Annotated in this window: 25 protein-coding genes; 10 read left to right on the forward strand and 15 right to left on the reverse strand. The window is 60.9% G+C overall.

Features of this window, described 5'->3' with window-relative positions:
• Position 1 precedes the first annotated feature (1 nt).
• Positions 2–1,246 (reverse strand): aromatic ring-hydroxylating dioxygenase subunit alpha, encoded by a 1,245-nt coding sequence (locus JZX88_RS00890; RefSeq protein WP_142855392.1) that lies wholly within the window; start codon positions 1,244–1,246, stop codon positions 2–4.
• Between the two features lie 331 nt (positions 1,247–1,577).
• Between JZX88_RS00890 and JZX88_RS00895 the strand changes: the two genes are divergently transcribed.
• The 3 genes from JZX88_RS00895 (at position 1,578) to JZX88_RS00905 (ending at position 4,787) form a co-directional block, all read left to right on the forward strand.
• A complete protein-coding gene (locus JZX88_RS00895) occupies positions 1,578–2,186 on the forward strand; it encodes a DUF6656 family protein (RefSeq protein ID WP_161991603.1) in 609 nt (202 codons plus the stop codon).
• A 147-nt stretch (positions 2,187–2,333) separates the two neighbouring features.
• Positions 2,334–3,311, forward strand: a complete 978-nt coding sequence (locus tag JZX88_RS00900) for an L-threonylcarbamoyladenylate synthase (RefSeq protein ID WP_206912267.1) — start codon at positions 2,334–2,336, stop codon at positions 3,309–3,311.
• A gap of 45 nt (positions 3,312–3,356) precedes the next feature.
• Entirely contained in the window at positions 3,357–4,787 is a 1,431-nt protein-coding gene (locus tag JZX88_RS00905) for an FAD-binding oxidoreductase (RefSeq protein ID WP_206912268.1), read from the forward strand.
• Positions 4,788–4,802: 15 nt separating this feature from the next.
• On the opposite strand, the gene JZX88_RS00910 is transcribed toward JZX88_RS00905, so the two are convergent.
• Positions 4,803–5,321 (reverse strand): glycosyl transferase, encoded by a 519-nt coding sequence (locus JZX88_RS00910; protein WP_065116140.1) that lies wholly within the window; start codon positions 5,319–5,321, stop codon positions 4,803–4,805.
• Positions 5,322–5,605: 284 nt separating this feature from the next.
• Here JZX88_RS00910 and JZX88_RS00915 point away from each other — a divergent pair, with 284 nt between their 5' ends.
• Together JZX88_RS00915 and JZX88_RS00920 are read left to right on the forward strand one after the other, a co-directional pair.
• Positions 5,606–6,763, forward strand: a complete 1,158-nt coding sequence (locus JZX88_RS00915; RefSeq protein ID WP_206912269.1) for a PA0069 family radical SAM protein — start codon at positions 5,606–5,608, stop codon at positions 6,761–6,763.
• A gap of 337 nt (positions 6,764–7,100) precedes the next feature.
• A complete protein-coding gene (locus JZX88_RS00920; protein WP_065115005.1) occupies positions 7,101–7,754 on the forward strand; it encodes a ribonuclease HII in 654 nt (217 codons plus the stop codon).
• A 158-nt stretch (positions 7,755–7,912) separates the two neighbouring features.
• Here JZX88_RS00920 and JZX88_RS00925 read toward each other — a convergent pair whose 3' ends face one another.
• Positions 7,913–8,287, reverse strand: coding sequence for a MerR family transcriptional regulator (locus JZX88_RS00925; RefSeq protein ID WP_065115004.1), 375 nt, complete (start codon positions 8,285–8,287; stop codon positions 7,913–7,915).
• A gap of 79 nt (positions 8,288–8,366) precedes the next feature.
• Between JZX88_RS00925 and JZX88_RS00930 the strand changes: the two genes are divergently transcribed.
• The gene (locus tag JZX88_RS00930) at positions 8,367–9,179 is read left to right on the forward strand and encodes an aminotransferase class IV family protein (protein ID WP_206912270.1); all 813 of its coding nucleotides are present in this window, start codon (positions 8,367–8,369) and stop codon (positions 9,177–9,179) included.
• 258 nt (positions 9,180–9,437) lie between these two features.
• Here JZX88_RS00930 and JZX88_RS00935 read toward each other — a convergent pair whose 3' ends face one another.
• The 12 genes from JZX88_RS00935 to JZX88_RS00990 form a co-directional block, all read right to left on the reverse strand.
• A complete protein-coding gene (locus JZX88_RS00935) occupies positions 9,438–9,923 on the reverse strand; it encodes a F0F1 ATP synthase subunit B (RefSeq protein WP_065115002.1) in 486 nt (161 codons plus the stop codon).
• Between the two features lies 1 nt (position 9,924).
• Positions 9,925–10,566: a F0F1 ATP synthase subunit B gene (locus tag JZX88_RS00940; RefSeq protein WP_065115001.1), complete on the reverse strand. Its 642-nt coding sequence runs from the start codon at positions 10,564–10,566 to the stop codon at positions 9,925–9,927.
• Positions 10,567–10,645: 79 nt separating this feature from the next.
• Positions 10,646–10,873, reverse strand: a complete 228-nt coding sequence (locus JZX88_RS00945) for a F0F1 ATP synthase subunit C (RefSeq protein ID WP_003494147.1) — start codon at positions 10,871–10,873, stop codon at positions 10,646–10,648.
• Between the two features lie 72 nt (positions 10,874–10,945).
• Positions 10,946–11,695, reverse strand: coding sequence for a F0F1 ATP synthase subunit A (locus JZX88_RS00950; RefSeq protein ID WP_065115000.1), 750 nt, complete (start codon positions 11,693–11,695; stop codon positions 10,946–10,948).
• A 60-nt stretch (positions 11,696–11,755) separates the two neighbouring features.
• Positions 11,756–12,121, reverse strand: coding sequence for an AtpZ/AtpI family protein (locus JZX88_RS00955; protein WP_065114999.1), 366 nt, complete (start codon positions 12,119–12,121; stop codon positions 11,756–11,758).
• Between the two features lie 269 nt (positions 12,122–12,390).
• Positions 12,391–13,554 (reverse strand): cell wall hydrolase, encoded by a 1,164-nt coding sequence (locus JZX88_RS00960; protein WP_065114998.1) that lies wholly within the window; start codon positions 13,552–13,554, stop codon positions 12,391–12,393.
• Positions 13,555–13,921: 367 nt separating this feature from the next.
• Positions 13,922–15,841: a potassium transporter Kup gene (locus JZX88_RS00965; protein WP_065114997.1), complete on the reverse strand. Its 1,920-nt coding sequence runs from the start codon at positions 15,839–15,841 to the stop codon at positions 13,922–13,924.
• Between the two features lie 15 nt (positions 15,842–15,856).
• The gene (locus JZX88_RS00970) at positions 15,857–16,834 is read right to left on the reverse strand and encodes a magnesium transporter CorA family protein (RefSeq protein ID WP_065114996.1); all 978 of its coding nucleotides are present in this window, start codon (positions 16,832–16,834) and stop codon (positions 15,857–15,859) included.
• A 339-nt stretch (positions 16,835–17,173) separates the two neighbouring features.
• Complete coding sequence (locus JZX88_RS00975) at positions 17,174–18,298, reverse strand: Mrp/NBP35 family ATP-binding protein (RefSeq protein WP_142855386.1); 1,125 nt, start codon at positions 18,296–18,298, stop codon at positions 17,174–17,176.
• A 128-nt stretch (positions 18,299–18,426) separates the two neighbouring features.
• The gene (locus JZX88_RS00980) at positions 18,427–19,650 is read right to left on the reverse strand and encodes a CmpA/NrtA family ABC transporter substrate-binding protein (RefSeq protein WP_206912271.1); all 1,224 of its coding nucleotides are present in this window, start codon (positions 19,648–19,650) and stop codon (positions 18,427–18,429) included.
• Positions 19,651–19,728: 78 nt separating this feature from the next.
• Positions 19,729–20,469, reverse strand: a complete 741-nt coding sequence (locus JZX88_RS00985; protein ID WP_065114993.1) for a LuxR family transcriptional regulator — start codon at positions 20,467–20,469, stop codon at positions 19,729–19,731.
• 210 nt (positions 20,470–20,679) lie between these two features.
• Positions 20,680–21,549, reverse strand: a complete 870-nt coding sequence (locus JZX88_RS00990; protein WP_174028919.1) for an IclR family transcriptional regulator — start codon at positions 21,547–21,549, stop codon at positions 20,680–20,682.
• Positions 21,550–21,621: 72 nt separating this feature from the next.
• Here JZX88_RS00990 and JZX88_RS00995 point away from each other — a divergent pair, with 72 nt between their 5' ends.
• The 4 genes from JZX88_RS00995 to JZX88_RS01010 are packed head-to-tail and all read left to right on the forward strand — an operon-like array spanning position 21,622 to position 24,854.
• Positions 21,622–22,404, forward strand: coding sequence for an SDR family NAD(P)-dependent oxidoreductase (locus tag JZX88_RS00995; RefSeq protein ID WP_174030767.1), 783 nt, complete (start codon positions 21,622–21,624; stop codon positions 22,402–22,404).
• A complete protein-coding gene (locus JZX88_RS01000; protein ID WP_206912272.1) occupies positions 22,404–23,318 on the forward strand; it encodes a 2-dehydro-3-deoxygalactonokinase in 915 nt (304 codons plus the stop codon). Before JZX88_RS00995 ends, JZX88_RS01000 begins: the two co-directional genes overlap by 1 nt.
• A 14-nt stretch (positions 23,319–23,332) precedes the next feature.
• Entirely contained in the window at positions 23,333–23,962 is a 630-nt protein-coding gene (locus JZX88_RS01005) for a 2-dehydro-3-deoxy-6-phosphogalactonate aldolase (RefSeq protein ID WP_206912273.1), read from the forward strand.
• Between the two features lie 4 nt (positions 23,963–23,966).
• Positions 23,967–24,854 carry an SMP-30/gluconolactonase/LRE family protein gene (locus JZX88_RS01010; protein WP_206912274.1) on the forward strand — a complete coding sequence of 296 codons (888 nt, stop codon included), beginning with the start codon at positions 23,967–23,969 and terminating at the stop codon, positions 24,852–24,854.
• The last annotated feature ends 62 nt before the right edge of the window (positions 24,855–24,916 follow it).

Below are 24,916 nucleotides of genomic sequence, written 5' to 3' on the forward strand. Positions count from 1 at the left end.
ATCACGCTACTGCCGAAAGCCGGGCCTTGTCGCCGGAAAGCCGGTCGATCATGAAATCGGCATACCAGTTGACGAACTGCATCACACCGCCCTCGTCTTCCATGGAGTACGGGCCGGGCTGGTAGGCGGGCGACCGGATGCCGAAGGCGTTTTCCTCGACGATACGGCGGTCCTGATCGTTGGTTTCGTTCCAGACGTGGGTGAGATCTTCCAGATCGTAATCCACGCCTTCCACCGCATCCTTGTGCACCAGCCATTTGGTGGTGACCATGGTCTCATTGGCATTGAGCGGCAGCACACGGAAGGAAATGGTGTGGTCGCCAAGGAAGTGGTTCCAGGTCGTCGGATAATGGAACAGCAGCAACGCGCCGATATGGCTGATGCTGACATCTTCGGACAGCGGCCGGCGCACGGCGCGCTTGCCCGACATGGTGTAACTTTCCGCCTCGCCGATCAGCGGCATGCGGGCGACGCGGAACTGGCCCTTGGGATCGATCTTGAAACGGCTGGGCAGGCCGGCGGCCTCGCAGCGCGCCCAGTGACCGCCGATCTCGGGGTCGCTGGCACCACCATCCGTTCCCGTCACGCTCGGGTTTTCGGGGTAGGTGCGGCAGAGTTCCGGGTGGTTGGCGGCGCAATGGTAGCACTCGCGGTTGTTTTCCCAGACGAGCTTCCAGTTGCCCTTTTCGATGATCGTGCTTTCATGCGCGACCTTGGCTTCCCAGATGCGGTGCGGCGCCATGTAGCTCTCGACTTCGGCGCGCATGGGCGCGAAATCCGCCGGCTGATCGGCAAGGCAAATGAAGACGTAACCGGCGACGGTCTCGCAGGCGACCGGCTTCAGGCCGAATTCCGCCTTGTCGAACTCCTCGCCCATATGGCGGGCGAACAGGAGCTTGCCATCGAGATCGTAGGTCCACTGGTGATAGGGACAGACGAGGCGGGCGGACTGGCCCTTGTGGGCGGAGCAGACGCGGGAACCGCGATGGCGACAGGAATTGTGGAGGGCGCGAATTTGCCCGTCGCGTCCACGGACGATGACGACGGAATAGGAACCAACCTGCACGGTGAAATAATTGCCGGATTTGGGCACTTCGCAATCATGGCCGACAAACAGCCAGTCGCGATACCAGATCGTTTCCATATCCAGCTTGAAATAATCCGGGTCCGTGTAGAAGGGCTGTTCCAGGCTGAAACCCTCGCGGCGGTTCTTCAGCTGGCGCAATACGGTATCACGCAATTCCATGGCCAAATCCTCGATCAAACCGCCCTGCCCGGCACCATTTACCGGGCTGCGGAAGCATGATCCCATCTAAACACCGGCGGTCATTTGCAGCAGCACAGACAGCGACATCGGCTTCCGCATTGGCGACAAATTGCGACATGCGCCAATGGCGGCATCAGGCCATTCCGCTGCGAAATCCGGCAGCTATTCGGCAGGCGCAGGCACGTCGCAATATGACGCATGATGCGGCGCGATTACCTTCCACCCGTCAGAAAACAGGGGCTATCAGGCAACGGAGTATTAACACGGACTAAATTATCTTGCCTGACCGACGGCAACGAGGGCGTTCCTGGTGGAGAAGGCGACACGCATACGTTATTTCGATGCAGGCAGACATTCGGTCACGCCGATACGGTCGAAGACCGCGCATTCGGATTTTCTCCGCACCGGCCGGATCAGCCGATATGAAGAACGCTGGCTGCCGAGGGAGCGTGTCTATTACAGCCACGACGAGGTGGCGGCGATGACCGGGCGCAAGCTCGAGGCCGCCGCCGATGCCACCCATAGCCGTCTCAACACCTTTCACCAGTCCATCCGTTTTCCGAAGATGGTCTTCCACCATCTGCTCAACGACCGGCCGCATCTCGGCTACTGTCATGTCACGGCGTCAAAAACCAGTTTTGATGCCGAACGTCATGTGCTGTGGTCCTTCTATTTCGCGAATTTTTTCGCCGAACTGAGCGGCGCCGAGAACTTCTTCGAAAATATCGATGCGCGCTACTCGCGCATGTATTTTGCCGTCGCCATCAATGCGCTTCCCGATCAGGAAATCGCCGTCGACACGTCCTTCCACCGTGGCGGCCTGCTGTTCCAGACCCATGATCCGCGGGTGGCGCTGAAAAACGTGCTCATGCTCGGCGCCCGCTCGGAGGAGATGCGCAAGATCATCAAGGCGATATAAGACGCGATAAAGCGTCCCGGACGCCGTATCCTTATCGGGTTTATGCATGTCGCCATCCCGAAACCGCTCGCCACTTTCGGGCGCCATGCATTAGCGCTTTCCACTCCGCCCTGAAATACGCTATTGACCGCCGTGAAAGGCAGCATCATGGCGCGTCATATCAATATCGAAAAAGAGCGTGAAACAGCCCTGCAGGCATCCGTGGCGGAGCTTGCGGACGGACGGCCCATCGCCCTGCCGACGGAAACCGTCTATGGCCTTGCCGCCGACGCCACCAATCCGGCGGCCATCACCCGCATTTACGAGACCAAGGGCCGGCCGCAGTTCAACCCATTGATCTGCCACATGGCCGATATCGCCATGGCCGAACATTATGCCGTTTTCGACCCCGTTTCGCTGAAGCTCGCCAAGGCCTTCTGGCCCGGCCCGCTGACGCTGGTTCTGCCATTGAAACCGGCAAGCGGCATTCATTCGCTGGCGACGGCCGGTCTCGATACGGTCGGCATCCGCGTGCCGCAGGGTTTTGCCAGCGAGCTTATCCGCCGCTTCGGCAGGCCACTGGCCGCGCCCAGCGCCAATAGTTCCGGCAAGATCAGCCCGACGAGCGCGGCCCATGTGGAGGCCGATCTCGGCCAGAAGATCAATCTCGTTCTTGATGGCGGGGCGGCGGCCGTCGGCGTCGAATCCACCATCGTCAAGGTGGAAGAAGACGGACGCCTGCGGCTGCTTCGCCCGGGCGGCATCGTCACCGCAGACATCGAGCGGGTTGCCGGCGCGCGGCTCGAGCGGCCGAAAAAAGCCGCTGCCGCCATTGAAGCGCCCGGAATGCTGGCTTCGCATTATGCGCCGGGTGCTGCCGTGCGGCTCGGCGCCACATCGGTTCTGCCAGGTGAGGCGCTGATCCGTTTCGGCGGCCGCGCCGTTTCAGGCGAAGACGCCGCGCGCACCGTTCTCGACCTCAGCCCCGCCGGCGATCTTGCCGAGGCCGCCGCCAATCTGTTCGATTATCTGAAAGCCGCCGATGCGAGCGGTGCGGACATGATCGCAATCACCGCCATTCCCATGCATGGTCTTGGAGAGGCGATCAACGACCGCCTGTCCCGCGCCGCCGCGCCGAGAGGCTGACCCGCCCACCATTTCGCCCACCGTTTCAATGACAGCGAGACGCCCATGACTGCCATCGCCCCCTCATCCGATACCCTCGACCGCTTCACGACAATCGTCGGCGAGAAGAATGCGGTGCGCGACCCGGCGGAAATGGCGCCGCGCCTTGTGGAAAATCGCGGGCTTTACCGTGGTGCCTCCCCGCTGCTCATCAAGCCCGGTTCGGTCGAAGAGGTTGCCGCCATCCTGAAGCTCGCCAGCGAGACCGGCACACCCATCGTGCCGCAGACCGGCAATACCGGCCTTGTCGGCGGCCAGACACCGCGGGCCGGCGGCACCGACATCATCCTGTCGCTGGAGCGCATGAACCGCATCCGCGACATCGATCCGGTGGCCAATGTCATCGTCGCCGATGCCGGCTGCATTCTCGACGACATCCACAAGGCCGCCGATACGGTGGAACGCATGTTCCCGCTGTCGCTCGGCTCGCAGGGCTCCTGCCGCATCGGCGGCAATCTCGCCACCAATGCCGGCGGCACGGCGGTGCTTGCCTATGGCAATATGCGCCAGCTCTGCCTCGGGCTGGAGGTGGTGCTGCCAACAGGTGAAATCTGGAACGGGCTGCGCCGGCTGAAAAAGGACAATACGGGTTATGATCTGCGCGATCTCTTCATCGGCTCGGAAGGCACACTTGGCGTCATCACCGGCGCGGTGCTGAAGCTGTTCCCGAAGCCGCTCGGCCATCAGGTGGCGTTCGCCGGGCTCTCATCCACGAATGACGCGCTGAAACTGTTCGAAATGGCCTCGAACCTCTGCGGCACTGCGCTGACCGGCTTTGAGCTCATGCCGCGTATCGGCGTCGAATTCACCACGAAACACATTCCCGGCGTGCGCGACCCGCTGCAGACGCCGCATGACTGGTACGCGCTCATCGATATCTCCACCTCCGATTCGGCGGAAACGGCCGAGACGATGATGCAATCGCTGCTGGAGCGCGGTTTTGAGCCGGGCCTGGTCGAGGATGCGGTGATCGCCGCGTCAGAAGCACAGCGGCAGGCGCTGTGGCACATGCGCGAAAGCATGTCGGATGCGCAGAAACCGGAAGGCGGGTCGATCAAGCACGATGTTTCCGTTCCGGTATCGAAAATACCGGAATTCATGGCGACGGCGGAAAAGGCGGTTATCGCCGCCATCCCCGGCGCCCGCGTCTGCGCCTTCGGCCATCTCGGCGACGGCAATATCCATTACAATATTTCCCAGCCGGTGGGAGCCGACAAGGCCGAGTTCCTTGGCCGCTGGCGGGACATGAACGAGATCGTGCACGGCATCGTGCTGTCGCTCGGCGGCTCCATTTCCGCCGAACATGGCATAGGCCAGCTGAAACGCGATGAGCTGGCCGCCATTCGGCCCGGCATCGAGATGGAACTGATGCGCCGCATCAAGCACGCCTTCGATCCGGCCGGCATCATGAACCCGGGCAAGGTTCTGGCAGGGTAAGACAGCCTCCCGGCGTCAGGCCGGAGCCCGCAGCGCCCAGGCGGGCACCATCTCCGCATTCAGCCGGCGCGGCTTCTGCCCGCCAATCAGTTGCGTCAGGCCCATGCCCGGCCTGGCAATCGACAGGGCGTGTTTCTTGGGCAGCAGGTATCCGTGCTCCAGCGGCGGCGCGCGGCGCAGCACACGGCTGAAGATATTGCGGCGATGATAACGCGATGGCGAAAAGCGTGCGGGCTGGGCGCAGATCGCCACATATTCGAGAATCTCATCGATCCAGCCGGCCTGTGGACGGGCGCCGGGCTCGATCAGAAGCAGCCAGCCGCCGCGCGCGGATTGCACGATGTCCTCGATGTCCCATTGCCCATAAAAACGGCAGCCGGCGGCATCGGCGACACGCGACGATCCATCGCGCGACCCGTGATCAAGGATCACCACATCGCTTACAAGCCCTTCCACGGCCCCGGTGACAAGCGCGGACAGCGTGTGCGCCAGCTCCGGTTCCTGATCCCGGCATTCCATTATGACTGTCAACATATGCATAGCTCTAACGCATCGCACAATAAATTGCCACTATTCCCATCGTGGTAAAATCCGCCATTCCCGGTGCGGATCAGCACCCCGCCCCGCGGCGAAATCACTCCCCAGCCTTCCCCTGCCGGGATGGGAACAAATATCGGTTCTGCATTTTTTGTTCTTGTATTGTTCTCGTTTTTGCATTAGGAATTTAATCATCGAAAAGGTGATGGAAGCCTGTTCGAACGGAAACGGTTTAGGGTGTTTGGCGGGCCTTCAGGCGCGCGGCGCCCGGGAGCATCCAGATGAGAAACCATACGCTTTCGGGGCAGGCTGCCTTCCAGCCGAGCCATATGCCTGACATTGCCAATGCGCTGGCCGATGCGTCGGGCCTGCGCATCGAGATCGACCGTCGTCGCGGCCGTGGCGCCGGGCTTAACCCTGACGGGCGCTTCGAGGCCCTGCAGCACGAGGTTTTCGACGATGGCTGGCAGACGCTGGAAGACATGCCGGAATTCCGCACCGAAGTGCAGGTGGAGAAGCCGCGCAGCATCATCAGCCGCAATGAATCCCCCGATATCCCGTTCGACCGCTCCATCAATCCCTATCGCGGCTGCGAACATGGCTGCATCTATTGTTTCGCAAGGCCGACCCACAGCTATATGGGCCTTTCCGCCGGGCTGGATTTCGAATCGAAACTCTTCGCCAAGCCGGATGCGGCAAAACTTCTGGAGCGGGAACTGGCCAAGCCGGGCTACAAGCCGCGGGTGATCGCCATCGGCACCAATACCGACCCCTATCAGCCGATCGAGCGCGAATGGCGCATCATGCGGCAGATACTGGAAGTGCTGGCCAAGGCCGACCATCCTGTCGCCATCGTCACCAAATCGGCGCTGATCAAGCGGGATATCGACATTCTGGCACCTATGGCCAAAAAGGGCCTCGCCAAGGTTGGCATTTCCGTGACGACGCTGGATCGCAAGCTCTCGCGCAACATGGAGCCACGCGCCGCCACGCCGGAAAAGCGGCTGGAAGCGGTCAAGGCGCTGACGGGGGCTGGCATTCCAGTCGCCGTGATGATGGCGCCTGTCATTCCGGCACTCAACGATCATGAGATCGAGCGTATTCTCGAGGCCGGCAAGGCCGCCGGCGCAACGGAAGCCTCTTACGTGCTGCTGCGCCTGCCGCTTGAGGTGAGCCCGCTCTTTCGCGACTGGCTGCTGCGCAACTATCCGGACCGCTACCGTCATGTCATGTCGCTGGTGCGCTCGATGCGCGACGGCAAGGATTATGATGCGGAATTCGGAAAACGCATGAAGGGTGCCGGCCCCTATGCCTGGCAGATCGGCAGGCGTTTCGAGATGGCGACGAAGAGGCTCGGCCTCATCCGCCGTGGCATTCATCTGCGCGACGATCTCTTCGTGCCGCCGGGTGGCACCGGCGTGCAATTGTCGCTGCTTTGAGAAACGGACGCTGAAGACACCCTGCCTGATCGAAGCACCACACAGACCGTGCGGCGATATCGGGCGGAACACGACAAGGAGCGCTGGCCTCTCCCCTTCTCGCGGCCACCCTCCCCATGAAATGCCCGGCGGGTTTTCCCTGGCCCGCCGGACATTACCCCCGGAACCGCCGCCTCGCGTGCGATCGTTTTTCCTCCGCCGCCCCGCTGGAGGATCAAAGGTCATGATGACCTTGAGGGCATAGTGAGCCACGCCCCTTGACCCCGGCTCGCCCTGCCTGTCATCGCCCGCCTCCGGGGGCTTGCAGGAGATCGGGTGTGTGTGCAAGTTTCGCCGCATGAAACGCCGCACCACACCCGATTCTCCTGCCCTCTTCGATCTTGCCGATACTGGCCCGGATTTTTCCTTCGAGCTGGAAGCGAAAAACAGGGGCCTCTGGCCCGTGGCCGGCACGGATGAGGCAGGCCGTGGGCCACTTGCCGGACCGGTCGTTGCGGCCGCGGTCATTCTCGATCCGGATAATATTCCTGCTGGCCTCAATGATTCCAAGAAGCTGACGAAGCAGAAACGGGAGAGCCTGTTCATGCTCATCATGGAAAGCTCGATCGTTTCGGTCGCCTCCTCCGGCCCCGGCCTGATCGACAGCATGAACATCCTGCGCGCCAGCCTCGACGCCATGCGCCGCGCCGTGCTCGGCCTCGAAACCTCACCCGCCCTGGTCCTCGCCGACGGCCGCGACAGGCCGCCGGGCATCCCCTGCGAAGCCAAGGCCGTCATCAAGGGCGATTCCCGCTCCCTCTCCATCGCCGCCGCCTCGATCATCGCCAAGGTGACACGTGACCGGATGATGGAGCGCGCCGGTATGGTGCACACATCCTACGGCTTTGAAGGGCATGCGGGTTACGGCACACCGGCCCATCTGCGTGCCATTGAAAGCCACGGGCCTTGCCCATTGCACAGGATGAGCTTTCGGCCGCTGAAGCGGGATTGATCGCGACAGCGGAACAATGGGCCAGCCTTAACTTCCGTTATCAGGCCAGCAAGGCATCGGGGCCGATCAGAGCAAGACGGATGGGGAGCGGAGAAGCGATATTTCACTTTCGCTTGACGCAACGGACAGCTGGCATTCCAACAGAGATCAGATGCAGGCTACGAGCGAGTTGAAACCGGCGTTGACGCTTCGAACGCTTCTAGCAGGTCACTCAGCAAGCTTCGGCTCTCTGAGAGTTTCCGGCTCTGTTCGTCAATCGAGCTGATTTGCATACGCAGCTTCAACTTCAGCTCATCGCAAGGTTCAAAAGCGTGCCTTCGCTCAAGCGAGCACGGCAGGAAATCCCGAATGGCGGCTAACGTCATACCGGCATTTCCCAACAAACGGATGCGCCCGACCGTCTCCACGTCGGCGGGACCGTAATCCCGATATCCTGTTTCAGTGCGAACCGGTGCGAGAAGACCCTCGGCTTCATAATAGCGCAGCATCCTGATGCTGACGCTGGTTCTTCGGGACAGCTCACCGATTTTCATTCCGGGCCCTTGACTCTGACAGCGGTGTCATACTGTAGGCAGGACGCTCCATCATGTAAACCGTTACAGGAGCATAGAAATGAACCGGAAATCGGGATTTCGGACAGAGATAAATGGCTGCGTGGCTACAGCAGAGGATCTTTCCTCACTCGCGTTTGCGGGCTTCGCACATTTCACGGCAATGCAAGTGCGCGAAGGCGCAGTACGGGGGTTGGAGTTTCACCTGGCGCGGTTGAGGTCGGCGTCGATTGAGTTCTTCGGGCAGGCGCTTCCCGACGAATTGGTGCGCGGGCGCATTCGTCATGCTATTGAGAGTGCCCCTTCAGCCCTCTCCGTGACAGCCACGATGTTTTCCCGTCGCGGCGAGTTTACTCCGACCGGGGCTTCGGACGACCCCGCCATCCTGGTGCGCACGGCACCTCCGTTCGATGGCCCTGCGGGACCTTTCCGCTTGTCCGTCGTCCAGCATGAGAGACCTTTTCCGACGATCAAGCATGTTGGCGAGGCGTCAAAAACACAATACCTTCGGCAGGCTGTCAAAAAGGGCTATGACGACGCAGCATTCATCGATACCCGTGGGCGCCTGAGCGAAGCGACAATCTGGAACCTGGCGTTCTGGGATGGCAAAGCGGTCGTCTGGCCCGAGGCGGCACTTCTGCACGGTATCACAATGACGATCATTCGCCGTCACCTTGAAACACTCGGTATTGAGCAGCGGGAGGAACCGATCAGCCCTGCCCGCGTGATCGACATGAAGGGGGCCGCGATCATGAATTCATGGACGCCCGGCGTTGCAGTCAGCGCGTTTGACACCGCCTCCGTACCCTTATCGCCAGCCTTCATGGAAATCCTCCGCGAAGCCTACAAGCGAGAACCGCTGGTCAACATATGACCGGCGCGGAGACCGCATTTGGCTGACGACGGGCGACAGAACAATGGCTAGAGCGCGAATTTGGGGCGGTTAGACATCAGCACTGTCCCGCGACTGCATCTGGCACCAAACAAAAGCGCTGCCGGGTAGCTCCATGGGAATTCGAGCCGAGATGGAGCCTCAGCCTCCAGCGCCGTATTTCTAAACGACCTAGATAGTTCAAACAAAAAACCCCTCGCGGCTCGCGCCGGAGGGGTTTTGAACAGTCCGAGATAAATCTCAGTTCAGCTTCGACTTCACTTCGCCGATGGTGGCGGTGAACAGCTTGGCCTTTGCGGCAGCGGTGGTTTTTTCGGCAATGAGCTTCTCGGAAGCGGCAATGGCGATATCCACGGCGGCGGCGCGAACGGCGCCGATGGCGTCTTCTTCGGCCTGCTTGATCTTCTGTTCCGAAAGGGCCGTGCGGCGGGCGACGAATTCTTCCGTCTTCTGCTTGGCTTCTTCCGTCAGGGCAGCGGCTTCGCGTTCAGCGGCGGCGACGATGCCTGCGGCTTCGGCTTCAGCTTCCTTACGCTTGCGCTGATATTCGGCCAGCAGGTGCTGGGCTTCTTCGCGCAGGCGCTTGGCTTCGGCCAATTCGTCCTGAATGTTCTGGGCGCGCTCGTCCAGAGACTTGGCGAGCATGCCGGGAACCTTGAGATAGGCGACCAGAACGAAGAAGAGGACGAGACCGACGAGAGCGAAAAATGATGCATCAAATGCCATGTCAGGCTCCCTTCACGGTCGAAGCAGCGGCAATGGCGGCCTTGACGTCGGTATCCTTGACCTTGGCGCCGACCAGCTGGTCAACAATCGCGGTCGCGGTTTCCTCGGCAATGGCACCGACATCGGCGAATGCCTGTTCCTTGATGCCGGCAATGCGCTTTTCGGCGGCGGCGAGCTTTTCAGCAAGACCGGCCTCGATGGCGGCGCGGTCGGCATCGGCCTTCGCCTTGGCAGCGTCACGGGCGGCAGAGCCGATGGAGCCTGCCTTGGCGCGGGCTGCCGCGAGTTCTTTTTCATAGGTTTCGACGGCTGCGTCGGCTTCGCTTTTCAGCCGTGCCGCTTCATCGAGATCCTGTGCGATGCGTCCATGACGGTTTTCGAGAATGCCGCCGACGCGCGGAACGATGACCTTCTGCATGAGCAGGTAGAAAAGGCCGAACGTGATCGCCAGCCAGAGAACCTGCGATGCGTAAGTAGACTGGTCGAACGGCGGGAATACGCCGGAAGCGCCGTGTTCGGCGCCATGCGCCACACCGGTTTCCGTGTGCGTGGCTTCCGGTTGCGGCTGGCCGACAGCCGGAGTTTCCGTATGCGTTTCACCTACGGTCGGTGCTGACTGGGCATAAGCCTCGGTCACGAACATGCTCACCTCCAGGGGGACTGCAAATGCGAAGGATCACGGCACGCCATTTGCGGGCCGTGATCCAGACCTGATGCTGATATTAAACAGCGAACAGGAGAAGGAGAGCAACGAGCAGCGAGAAGATGCCCAGAGCTTCCGTAACGGCGAAGCCGAATACCAGACGGCCGAACTGGCTGTCGGCAGCAGAGGGGTTGCGCAGTGCGCCGGACAGGTAATCACCGAAGATACGGCCGAGTGCGAGGGACGTACCAGCCATGCCGAGGCATGCGAGACCTGCGCCGATGTACTTTGCTGCTTCCGCTTCCATGTGAGACTCCTTGAGATATTGGTTGTTGCGGCTGTTTTTGACACCCGTTGCCGGGGCCAGCGACTTTACTTCTCAGTGACCACCATGCACGGCGTCGTTCAGGTACATGCAAGTCAGTACCGCGAAGACATAAGCCTGCAGGAAGGCAACGAGAAATTCGAGAGCGGTCATGGCGACCGTCATGAGCAGAGGCAGGACAGCGCCGCCGACGCCGAGCGCGCCGAGCGCGCTCATGGAGGCGACGAAGCCTGCGAAAACCTTGAGCGTGATGTGGCCGGCCAGCATGTTCGCGAAAAGACGAACCGAAAGGCTGATCGGGCGCGACAGAAACGAAATCATTTCAATGGCGGACACCAGCGGCAGAAGCGCCTTGGGAACGCCCGAAGGGGCGAAGATGCCGAAGAAATGCAGGCCGTGCTTCCAGAAACCGTAAACGACGACCGTGCCGATGACGAGGCAGGCGAGCGCGAAGGTGACGATGATCTGGCTGGTGACCGTGAAGAAATACGGGAACATGCCGAGAAGGTTGGCCGTCAGCACGAACATGAACAGCGAGAAGACGAAGGGGAAGAACACCATGCCCTTCTTGCCGGCGCCTTCGCGCAGCATGGAGGCGATGAATTCGTAGGACATTTCAGCAACGGACTGCATGCGGGTCGGGATCAGACCGCGGTTCGACGTTGCGAAATAAAGGAAACCGGAAGCCGCAGCCACGGTCGCGACCATGAAAAGCGACGCATTGGTGAAGGAAAAATCGACGCCGCCAATTTCGATCGGAATGATCGGCTGCACCAAGAACTGATGGGTCGGATCGTTTGCCACCGGCTGCCCTCTTTACCTGTCGCCGCGCATCGCGGCATCTCAACTGCAAGAAAAAACAGCTTAAACGCCGCCTTTTCCACCCTCGTCCTGCTTGTCGGCCCTCTCGAGCAGCGGCGGCTTGGCCACGGCACCCGTCGAGCGCAACACATTCAATACGCCTGCGCAGAAACCGAGAAGAAGAAAAACGATCATCCCCCACGGCATCGTGCCGACAAAATAGTCCAGAAGATAACCCAGCATAGCGCCGACCACGATGGCCGAGATGAACTCAGATGAGAGCTTGACCGCCATCGCAAAGCCTTTCCGGCTTTCCGCAGCGTTGGTCTCCGCCCTCACTTCCGCCTCATCCTCCGCCTTCACCTTTGCCAGCTCTTCAGCAAGGCGCTTGCGGCGCTCGTCCAGACTATCGTCACGGTTGCCAGTCATCTAAAATCCCACCCATTTTCTCCGTTCCAGCCATGCCAGAACCCTTTGGAGTTGTAAACGGTGACGGATTAAGCCTGTTCCAGCCCGCTCTGAAGTCGCGCGCAACATAGTTTTAGGGGCTTCTCTAGTCAAGGCACTGGCGACGGTTGTTGCAGCACAAATTAATCATGCAAAAACAATAGCTTGACATCAAATCGCTGTTTGGGGGCGATGTTTCGCCAGGGAATCGGCATTTTTGACACGCAAAATGCGACAAATCGGCGGTGGTATCAGCTCCAGCCGCCACCATAGGTACGGTAAAACACGTGCAGACCGATCCTGCCGACCTTCTTCATGGACTTGCCCCAGGCGGGACGCACGTAAACGGCATGATAATGGGTGGCGGAGCCCACTTCCTTCAGCCAGATCTTGCCGGCCGTGGTGGCCATGGCCACTTCGCGCGCCATTTTCCAGTGGCGCTCGGAATTCACGCGGTCCTTGATATTGTCGCAGGCGAAGGAAAACTGGCAGCGGTTGCGCCAGTCCTTGTTCTGGTAAACCACGCCGCAGATGGTTTTGGGGTAAGCGGGGTTGCGCACGCGGTTAAGAATGACCTGCGCCACCGCCGCCTGTCCCTTGACCGATTCTCCGCGCGCCTCGAAATAGATGCCGGATGCCAGGCATTGCTGCTCGGCTGCGGAAAACACCTCGGCCGGCAGCGGGGTCGCGGCCCATGCGTGGTCTTCCGGGCTGATCTGCGGCACGAAGCGGCCAGCCTCCGGCTTTTTGAGAATGGCGTCGAATGGCGACTCGCGGGCGAAATCAGGTGCGGCTGGCGCGTAAGCCGTGGCGAGAATGTCGGGGGTACGGTTGGTGATGAGTTCCGCGAGCATCGGCGAGACGCTCTTGTCCACCTTCTTTTCATCGCGGCGGAAATAGAAGGAGGCGAGTTCAACATCCTTGCCGCGCTTCGGCTTCACGAAAGCCGTGCGGTCCTTGCGCTTCAGCGGCTCTATATCCAGCATGCTGGTGCGTTGAAGGACGGAGCCGGCGGTGAAAGCCTTCGGCGGCTGCATGATTTCGGTCGCAACGATGCGACCCTTCTTGGCGGCGCGGTTCACACGCTCGCTATCCGGCGTCGATGCCTCACCCTTCTTGTTGGTGACGAAGGCAACCTTGCGGCCATCGGGCAGGGTCATGCCGCCGCCATGCAGGGCCGCCTCCCCCGCCGCATCGTTGAAGGTGAGAGAGGCATTGTGCACCGAACCCGCCGGAGAGGCCGTCAGCACCATGCGCCATTGTTCGCCGCCATTGTCCAGCCCGGCCAGCAGCGAGGCCAGATCGGCACGCGCGGCGAGGGATGGAAAGACAAGCCAGGCGGCAAGGCCGAAGACGACGGGCGAGGTCCATTTTGACGCCCACCCCGGAAAGGACACGGAGGACCGACGACGCATTACTCTTTTCGAACGCAAAACCAGCACTCCGAACACCGACAACCATATTTGCTACAGGTGTTCGAGAATCTCTTATTAACCTTGATGCTTGGTTAACGCCGCGCGAGGACGCGGCTTCACGTTCATGTGTAGCCATATTCTAATGCGCGTGGCGTGGAGTCGAGTTCGCATGTGCCGATCATAACTGTCCCGCACGGCATCTCCACATCCGTCATTCCGGCCTCGAGCCGGAATCCAGCCGACGCGCGTCGGCGCGGCGTAAAGACTCCTTTCAGCCCAAGGACTTGGGCTGGCTGGATACCGGCTCAAGGCCGGTATGACGGAGAGAAGGAGACCGCCCAGCTACATTAAGGGCATGCCCACCTCATCAGACGACGACGTGCGAGCCCAGTTCCACCACGCGGTTGGCCGGAAGGCGGAAATAATCCGAGGGATCGGCGGCGGTTTCGGCAAGCGCGATGAACAGGCGGTTCTGCCAGCCCGGCATACCGGACTTCGGATCCGGCACCAGCTTGCGGCGGCCGAGATAAAACGAGGTCGACATGATATCGAACTTGTAGCCGGTGCGTCTCAGATAACCCAGCGCCTGGGTGACATTCTGGGTTTCCATGAAGCCGAAATGCAGCTCGACCACGGCAAAGCGGTCGCTCATCTTCGTCAGCGTATAACGCTCTTCCGGGTGAACGCGCGGCTGGTCCTCGGTGCGAATGGTCAGAATGACGTTCTTGTCGTGAAGGACGTGGTTATGCTTGAGATTGTGCAGCAGCGCCGCCGGCGCCGTCTCCGGATCGCCGGTGAGGAAGATCGCCGTGCCGGGCACACGCACCGGCGCATGGGCGCTTTCCTTTTCCACTGAGGCGACGAAAGCCTTCAGCGGCACATCGGTGCGGCGGGTCTTGGCGAAAAGAATCTTCGAACCGCGTTGCCAGGTGGTCATGATGATGGTGAAGGCAATCGCCAGAAGCACCGGCACGTAGCCGCCGTCGTGAATCTTCAGGAGGTTCGCGCCGAGGAAGATCAGTTCCAGCAGCAGAAGCGGCGCCAGCACGGCAATTGCCAGCCAGACCGACCATTGCCAGCGCTTGCGCACGAATTCGAAGAACATCAGGCTGGTGACGACCATCGCGCCGGTGACGGAAATGCCATAGGCGGTGGCCAGCGCATCCGAACTCTTGAAGGTGAAGACCAGCGCGACGACACCGAACAGCAGGATGGTGTTGACGGCCGGCAGATAGATCTGCCCGGTATTGGTTTCAGACGTGAAGAGGATTTCCATGCGCGGCAGGTATCCGAGGTGGATCGCCTGGCGCACGAGCGAGAACGCGCCTGTTATCACCGCCTGGCTGGCGATGATGGTAGCGGCGGTGGCCAGGATGACAGCCGGCAGGATCGCCCATTGCGGGAACATGAGGTAGAAGGGATTGGACATGGCCGCCGGGTCTTTCAGCACCAGCGCGCCCTGCCCCAGATAATTCAGCGTCAAAGCCGGGAAGACCAGGCAGAACCACGCCCACTGGATGGGACGGCGGCCGAAATGCCCGAGATCGGCATAAAGCGCTTCCGCGCCCGTGATCGTCAGGAAAACCGCACCGAGCACAATAAAGCCGTGAAACCCTTCACTGGCCAGGAATTCCACCGCGTGCCAGGGATTGAAGGCGAAAAGAATGCCGAAGTCATCGGCGATGTGGATGAGGCCGGCAAGCCCCATGACGATGAACCAGACCGCGGTGATCGGCCCGAAGAATTTCGCCACCGTGCCCGTGCCATGCGACTGGATGGCGAAGAGGCCGATGAGAATGCCGACCGATATGGGAATCACGAAATCGTCCATGGCGGGCGTGACGAGTTTCAGCCCCTCGACCGCCGACAGCACCGACAGCGCCGGCGTGATCATCGCATCGCCGAGGAACAGCGCAGCACCGATGAGACCAAGGACGATGAGAACGCTGCGGTGGGTGCCCGCCGTCTTCATCAGCAGCGCGAGCAGCGAGAGCGTTCCGCCCTCGCCGTCATTGTCGGCCCGCAGCAGAAGGGTGATGTATTTGAACGTCACGATGATCGTCAAAGCCCAGATCATCAGGGATGTCAGGCCGATGACCTCCTCGCGCGTCACGCCATCATAGGCGATCGGCCGCAGGGCCTCGCGGAAGGCATAAAGCGGGCTGGTGCCGATATCGCCATAGACAACGCCGATGGAGCCAAGGATCGCGGCATAAAGCCCCTTGTTCTGATGCTTGTCATCCGCATCCGGTTTCTCGGCAACGTCCTTGTCGACGATTTGAGACATGATGATCCTGGCTCCTCAGAGCCAGCCCTTCCAACGAAAAAAGAGAAACGGAATGATGGCGGACATCAGCATGACGATGAGCGCGAGTGGATAACCAAATGTCCAGTTCAACTCCGGCATGAGCTGAAAGTTCATTCCATAAACCGAGGCCACCAGCGTCGGTGGCAGGAACACCACCGAAGCGATGGAGAAAATCTTGATGATGCTGTTCTGCTCGATATTGATGATGCCGAGCGAGGCATCCAGCAGAAAGGTCAGATTGCCGGAAACGAAGGAGGCATGTTCGTTCAGCGACTGAATATCGCGCCCGATCGACTTGCCCTGCTCGCGCGCGCCCTTGTCCTCGCGAACCTGATCGCTGGTGGACAGAAAGGTCTGAAGGCGCGCCAGGGATGCAAGGCTCACGCGGACCTTCGAGATCAGCCGGTGATAGGCGGCGATGTTGCTCAGGCGGTCTTCGAGATAACGCGGCGCCTTGCGTTTGGAGCGGGCCTGGCTGCCAAGAATGTCGGCGGCGAGATTGTCGATCCCCGTGACCGAATTTTCGAGAATCTCCGCCGTGCGGTCAACGATGGTTTCAAGCAGCTTCAGAAGCAGCGCCGCGCCGCTGCGCATTTCGTGCGGCACGCGGGTGATGGCGGCAATGAAGAGATGGAAGGATTTCGGCTCGGCATAACGGATCGTCACGAGGCGCCGGCCGGCGAGAATGAAGGCGACATCGGTGAGGCGCGGATCGTCCGAATCCGCTTTCCAGACCAGGGAAGCGGTCATGAAGACATTGCCGTCTTCCATGTAAAGCCGGCTGGAGGGTTCGATATCCTTCAGATCCTCGCGGGTGGGCAGATCAAGCCCCAGCAGCTTTTCCACATGCTGCTCTTCCGCCCTGTCCGGATTGACGATGTCGACCCAGACGATGTCGTCGGGAATCTGTTCGGAGCCGTCGTCAGGCGACAGGCTGATCGCCTCGCAATTGGCGCGATAGGCTTTTATCAATCCGTTTCTCCGGTCCACATCGCAAGCTTCAGCCGCAATGCTGCTTAACATATCCTGTTTGCGGTCGGCAAACCTTTGGACGACACTTCAGGGAACGCCGGGACCTGCGGAATTTCATATCCCGCGACCCCGATGGACCAAGAGCCAAACGGCGCAGGCGTATGCGCCCAAAGCGAGATGCAATCAAGCAATATTTTTTCTCGACAGCATTGCAGGCGAAGCATTTCTGGACGTTCCAGTCCTGAAAGCTTGCCCGATACTGGCGACTAATCTTCTGTTTTCAAAAGGCGATTCAAAGCTGACATTGGCCCGTCGGGTTTTGCGCCGGAAGCCGCTGCCTTATTCGAAAACGATCTTCGGTGCGGCTTTTCTCTCGCCCGCGCCGATGCGCGCCCAGACTTTTTCGGCGATATCGCGATAGATCGCCGCCTGCGGGCCATCCGGCTCGGCGGCGACGACAGGCGTTCCGGCATCCGACATTTCACGGATGGAAATGGTGAGCGGCACCTCGCCGAGGAACGGCACGCCGATCCTTTCGGCTTCGGCCTTCGCGCCGCCATGGCCGAAAATATCGTAACGCGCACCGGTATCCGGCGCGATGAAATAGCTCATGTTCTCGATGACGCCGAGCAGCGGCACTTCCACCTTGCGGAACATGGTGATGCCCTTGCGCGCATCGATCAGCGCCAGGTCCTGCGGCGTGGAGACGATGACGGCACCGGCAAGCGGCACCTGCTGGGCGATGGTCAACTGCGCGTCACCCGTGCCGGGCGGCATGTCCAGCACCAGCACATCCAGTTCGCCCCAGGCCACTTCGCGCAGCATCTGCATCAGGGCGGACTGCACCATCGGTCCGCGCCAGATCATTGCCGCCTCCTCATCCACCAGGAAGCCCATGGACATGACCTTCAGGCCATAATTTTCCATGGGAAGGATGATGCGGTCTTCCTGCTGCTGCGGGCGACCCGAAATCTTCAGGAGCCGCGGCAGCGACGGACCGTAAATATCGGCATCGAGCATGCCGACCTTGAGGCCGAGCGCCTGAAGACCGAGCGCCAGATTGACTGATGTCGTCGATTTGCCGACCCCGCCCTTGCCCGAAGCGACGGCGATGATGGCGCCGACACCCGGCACGCCCACCTTGGAAGAGCGCGGCTGCGCGGCCGGTCGACCGGTTGCGGCGGCGGGACGGGCAGGCTGCTGCTGGCCCGGCTTGCGATCCGCCGTCAGCGCCACCACCGCGCCGACCATGCCCGGAACACCCTTTGCCGCCTGTTCGGCGGAAAGCCGCAAAGGCTCCATCTCCTGCGCCTTGTCCGCAGGTACGGTGATCGAGAAATAAGCCTTCGCATCGGCGATGAAGATTTCCGAGACCATGCCGAGCGCCACGATGCTTTTGCCGCTGCCGGGATAGATGATGGCTTCCAAAGCCTTTTCCACCTGGTTCTTGCTGACTTCTGCCATTGTCTTACTCCGTTGCATCGTCCGGCCGGATATGGGCTCAACTCCGCGTCATCCATAGACAAGCGGGAGCGCTTCGCCAATGCCAAAGCGCAAACAACCAAGACCAGCGACGATTCAACGCTGTGATTTCAGATTTCGTCGTCCATATCCAGCGTCTCGGGATCAAAGACACGGCCGTCGAAAAAACAGTTCGGGCCGAGGACGAGGCCCGTGCGCGACGCGCCGACATGGACCGGCTCCCTGAGCGTGCCTTCCAGCTTCAGGTTCGCGCCCGGCACCGGCACGAAAAGCGGCTTCATCGCCTTGCGGAAGATATCCGGCCGGTAGGCATTGCGGGCAGCCTCCAGCATGGCCGCATCGAACCGGCGTTCGGCGGGAATTTCGCCCCAGCGCAGCATCTGGCTGAAGAACCACAGGGCCTGGCTCTGCCAGGGAAAATTGGCTGCCTTCGCGCTGGTGACGAAAAATTCCGGGTAGCGCCGCATGTCCCTCTGCGAGGTGGAAATATAGCCCGTCAGCGCCGGCAGCAGGAATTCACCGTTTTCGTCCATATAGTGGGGAGCGGCGAGTATGCCCGTGAGCTCCTCTATATTGGCTGAATTGGCACACCATTCCCCAGCGCGGTAGAGCGCGCGAAGCAGCCCCTCCAGCGGGGTGGCGTTCTCCTCCGCCCAGGACCGCTTCACCGCCAGTATCTTTTCCGGCGCGTTGTGCCAGATCAGCGCTCCGGTCGTGACAATCCGCCCGGCGCCGCCCAGCACCACGGCGCTGCCCGCCGGTTCGGCGGTACAGAGTGCATCGACCTTGCCGCTTTCGAGCAATCCCGGCATGGCCTTGGGCATGGCTTCGACGATCTCCATGTCCCGGCCAAGCAGCACACCGCAGCTGCCAAGGAGATAGCGCAGCGCATAAAAGGGTGTGGAGACAATATCCTCGACCGCAAAGACCGGCGGATTTTCACCCGCCGCCCGGCGTGCCGCGCAGACGCGGGCCATCGCCCGGCCGAAAGCCGCGGGGTCCGGCAGCTTCAGGCCCTCACGATAAAGCTCGTCGTAGAAACCGTGCGAAACGGTCGTTGCCGATCCGCCGAGGGAGAGCGTGAAAACACCGACAATGTCGGCCGGCAGGTTATCGAGACCGACGGCTGAACCGACCGGCACCGGAGCGGGCAGATGGGCAATGTGAACGTCATCCCCGGCAAGCGCGGTCAGGACAGCGCGTGCGGATTGTTTTCGGACAAGGTTCAGTTCAATGCCTTCATCGGCAGCAAAGCCTTTTTCGGCAGCGACTATCAGCACGGCGCAATCGACAGTCGGAGAAAATCCCGCTTTTACCCTATGCCGTTCCGGCAAACGATTTCTCCTTTCCGGTGATTCGAAAGAAGGATCGCCCAGGAAGCGGTTTATCACAATGATAAAATTACGATTTCGCTATTTTATCAGACCGACCCGCAGCGCCTTGGCGACAGCCTGGGTGCGGTTGACTGTATCGAGTTTTTTCGTCGCACGGTTCAGGTAATGATTGATGGTATGCTCCGACAACATCATGATTTCAGCGATCTCGGCGCTGGTCTTGCCGGCCGCCGTCCAGTTCAGACAATCGATCTCCCGTTCGCTCAGGGTTTCGGGAACCCTGAGATCCAGCCGGCGGATTTCAGACAGCCGGGCAAAGACGTGGCTGGAAATATAGAGAAGCTCCGCCAGGCGGTTCGCCGGCAGAAGCGTCTTGTTGCCGGAAAAGGATACCGCGCCCCGCGTCGTGGTGATGTCGTGAACGGGAAACCACACCGAATTGATCATTTCGAACCGCTCGAACAGGCCGATCACCGTTTTCCTGGCGATGTGCTCGTCGCCTCTGGCCAGAAAATCCATGGAAACGGAAAAGGGCACGGTCGATTTTTTCAGCTGGGCCATGACCCGGCTGTTCTGCAGCATCCCCTCTTCGTCGTAACGCTGCAGAAGCTCGGCCGGCCAGCTGGTGATGATGGTATATTGCGACAGTTCGCTGGCCATTTCGGATGACAGGTCCAGCACCATGAAAGCCCTGAATTCCCAGGCCTCCGTCAGCCGTTTCAAGAACCGGAATATGTCGAATTGCGTGTTCAGACCGGCGATCTCGCGAACGCAATCAACACCAATCGCCTGAACGGCGGCCGTCTCTGTTTTCTGCATGAAAGCTGTTCTTCGAGAATGAGAAATACCGCCGCAAAGGCCACCTTTGCCCGGAAATTGCCGGGGATGTTACTCACCAAAACGATTCATGCAAACAAAAGTTGAAAACTTAATTCAGAATAATCGAAAATAAGATTTAACTCGCGCAAATTGACGCCCGATCCGCCATATCAACGGCGAAAATCGAGGGATCAGCACGCCCACTTTTCCTCAACCATCCGCAACCGGGGATAATCGGCAGGCCAGTTCCGCCGAAATTCTGTCGGCCGTTTCGCGCACCTGCGGCGCCCATTTGCGAAGCTGTTCGACATCCACCCGATAGGCGGGACCGGTCACGGAAATCGCCGCATGGAAATTGCGCCCCGGCGCATGAACCGGCGCGGCAACGCAATGAATGCCGATCTCGTGTTCCTGAAGGTCGAAACCGTAACCGTTCATGCGGATGGCCGCCACATCCTTCACCAGAGCCTCCGGCGTGACGATGGTATTGTCCGTGAAGCGGTGAAAATCCAGCCCGGCGGCAAGCTCTGCCAGATCATCGGCCGGCAGCAGGGACAGCGCCGCCTTGCCCACGCCCGTACAATAGACCGGTGAACTCTTGCCGACCTGCGAATGCATGCGCAGGGTATGCCTGCCCTCGATCTTGTCGAGATAGGTGACCTGTCCGCCGTTGAGAACGGCGAGATGCACGGATTCCTGCGTCGCATCCTGCAGCGCCGCCAGATGCGGCGCGGCGACGCTGCGCAGATCATTGCCGCTCCAGGCCTTTGCGGCCAGTTGCAACAGCCTCAGGCCCACGACATAGGTCTGGTCGGGGGCATGGTCGATCAGGCCTTCGGCGAGGAGATGGGCGAGCTGGCGGTGAACCGTGCCACGCGGCTGGCCGCAAGCCTCGACCACATCGGTAAAGCGCATCGGTTTTTCGGCAAAGGCGACAAGCTCCAGAAGCGAGACGGCCTTTCCGAGCGTCCCCGTCTCCATTTCCGCTTTTCGCACACGGCCGGGAACGGGATCATGTTTTTGATCATTGGGCATTTTACTACCGGGCATGGCAACATCCACCGTCATCTGCCTTGACATAAGCGTGACGCCAAGAGAATAATTCCATTTAGTAAAATCTAGTTCCATATATTGGAACAATCAAGCCCATCAATGGATGAGACGAAACCGATGACTCAAGCCCTCTTTCCAGACCTCAAGGATGCGGGCGTGCTCATAACGGGCGGCGGTTCCGGCATCGGGGCATCGCTGGTGGAAGCCTTTGCAATGCAGGGGGCGAAGGTTGCCTTCATCGACATCGCCGAGGAGCCGAGCACGGCACTTGTCCGGCGGCTTGCCGGACTCGCACCGCATCCGGTGCATTTCTTCAGGACCGATCTGCGCGACATCGCTGCGATCGCAAGCACAGTGGATGCGGCTGCCTCCGCCACCGGCGGCATCAAGGTGCTGGTCAACAACGCCGCATGGGACGACCGCCACGATATCGATACCGTGACGGAAGCCTATTGGGACGCCAATCAGGCGATCAATCTCAAGCAGATATTCTTCACGGTTCAGGCCGCGCTGCCCTATCTGCGGCAGGCAAATAATGCATCCATCGTCAATTTTTCGTCCATCTCGTTCCTGCTGAACATGGGTGAACTGCCGTCCTATGCGGCGGCCAAGGCCGGCATTATCGGCCTGACGAAAAGCCTTGCCGGCAGGCTGGGACCGGACAATATCCGCGTCAACACGCTGCTGCCCGGCATGATCGTGACGGAGCGGCAGAAGGAACTGTGGCTGACGGACGAGGGTATTGCCGCCACCATGGCACGGCAATGTCTCAAACGCACGCTCGTCGCCGCCGATCTGGCGGGCCCGAGCCTGTTTCTCGCATCATCGGCATCGGGCGCCATCACGGCGCAATCCATAATCGTAGACGGAGGCCTCCTATAATGTCTGAACCCGCTTTTATCGCCGTCGACTGGGGCACGACCAGTTTCCGGCTCTGGCTTCTCAGCCGGTCGGGCGCGGTGCTGGGCGAGCGGCGCAGCGCGGAAGGCATGACCACCGCCATGCGCACCGGCTTTGCCGAGGTGCTGCAATCGCATCTCGATGCCATCGGCGCACCGGAAAACCTGCCGGTTCTCGTCTGCGGCATGGCCGGCGCCCGGCAGGGCTGGGTCGAGGCGGGTTATATCGACGTTCCGGCATCGCTTTCGGCGGTTCTGGACGGCGCGGTCCGTGTGCCGGGCCAGACACGGGATGTCCGCATTCTTCCGGGGCTGGCGCAACGCGATAAAGCCGCACCCGATGTGATGCGCGGCGAGGAAACGCAACTGCTCGGCGCGCTCGCCTCCGCCGATGTCGGCGAAAAGCTGGTCTGCATGCCGGGCACGCATTCCAAGTGGGTGACCGTCCGTAGCGGCGCGGTGACCCGATTTGCCACCTTCATGACCGGCGAACTGTTCGAGGTCATCTCGAAACAGACGATCCTTTCCCACGCGGTGGCCGAAGCGGACGCCTTTACCGGCGCGCACGACGCCTTCAAGGCCGCCGTGCGCGACATCTACGCCAATCCGCAACTCGCCACCAATCGCCTGTTCACCCTGCGGTCCGGGCAATTGCTGCACGGCCTCACCGCCACCGATGCGAAGGCCAAGCTTTCCGGCACCATGATCGGGCTGGAAATTGCCGGCGCTCACTCCAACGCGCGGCGGGACACACCTGTCGTGCTGATCGGCTCCGGCGCGCTCGGCGCGCTTTACGAAGGCGCCTTCACCGCCCTTGATATACATTATACGGTCATCGACGCCGACGAGGCCGTGCGGCGCGGGTTGCTGGCCGCTGCGAATGCCATCTGGCCATAGGATAAAGAGACATCATGCGTATTCCCTTCCCTTCCATCAAATATCCGCTGATCGCCATCCTGCGCGGTCTCAGACCCGAGGAAACCGAAGGCGTGGTCGGCGCGCTGATCGAAACCGGCTTCCGCGCCATCGAAATCCCGCTCAATTCGCCAGATCCGTTCCGCTCCATCGAGATCGCCGCGAAGATGGCCCCGGCCGACTGCCTGATCGGCGCCGGCACCGTGCTGAGCGTGGAGGATGTCGCATCGCTGGATGCGGCCGGCGGCAAGCTGATGGTGAGCCCCAATGCCGACGCCGATGTGATCGTTGCCGCGCGCGTCAAGGGCATGGTGACGATGCCGGGCGTTCTCACCCCCACCGAAGCGCTGGTGGCCGCAAAGGCCGGAGCCACGGGGCTGAAATTCTTCCCCGCCAGCATCATCGGCCCTTCCGGCATCAATGCGATCAGGACGATCCTGCCGAAGGATCTGGTCATCGCCGCGGTCGGCGGCGTCTCGGATCGGAATTTTGCCGAATATACCTCGGCCGGCATCACCGCTTTCGGCCTTGGAACCAGCCTCTACAAGCCCGGCATGACGGCGGCGGAGGTGCGCGAGCGCGCCACCGTCACGCTCGCGGCCTATGACGCAGCCATCGGAGGATAAGAGCGTGGTGACCGTTTTTCCGTTTGCCGGACGTGTGCTTGACGAAACGCCGATGACGCTTGGCGAGGGCCCGACCTTCGATCCCGTCGCCGGCACCGCCTGGTGGTTCAATATCATCGAACGCGAATTGCACGAGTTGCACATCGCCTCCGGCCGCAAGGCCGTACACGCCCTGCCCTTCATGGGCAGCGCGCTCGCCAAGATCAGCGACAGCAAGCAGTTGATCGCCTCCGATGACGGGCTTTTCCTGCGCGATGCGGCCACCGGCGTGCTGACCCTTTACGCGGAACTGGAAAAGGACCTGCCCGGCAACCGCTCCAATGACGGGCGCATGCACCCTTCCGGTGCGCTGTGGATCGGCACCATGGGCCGCAAGGCGGAAATTGGCGCGGGCAGCATCTACCATGTTTCCAAAGGCGCCGTGACGAAGCTGTTTGCCGATATCAGCATTCCGAATTCGATCTGCTTTTCGCCCGACGGCGCGACGGGATATTACGTCGATACCAAGGTGAACAAGCTGATGCGGGTGCCGCTCGATGCCGGGACCGGCCTTCCCTCCGGCAGGGCTGAAGTCCTCATCGATTCCACCGGTATCAAAGGCGGCATTGACGGGTCGGTCTGCGATGCCGAAGGACATATCTGGAACGCCCGCTGGGGCGTGGGTGCGGTCGATCGCTACGACGCGGACGGCAACCATATAGCCCGATATGAGGTGCCCGGCGGACAGACAACCTGCCCGGCCTTCATCGGCCCGGACGCATCGCGCCTTCTGGTCACCTCGGCGCGCGAACATCTCGATGATGACGCCATTGCCGCCAATCCGCAGCATGGCCTGACTTTCGATCTCGGCATAGAGGTCAAGGGCCGGTTCGAGCCGCTTTACCGGTTGTGAAGCGAGGCGCGGGCCGCCCGCAACAAAATGCGGAGCGCCGTCCAGTCGGCATCCCCGAAATG

Origin of the sequence: Agrobacterium sp. OT33 (genome assembly GCF_017313365.1) — a bacterium.
In the GTDB taxonomy this organism is placed as follows: domain Bacteria; phylum Pseudomonadota; class Alphaproteobacteria; order Rhizobiales; family Rhizobiaceae; genus Agrobacterium; species Agrobacterium rhizogenes_A.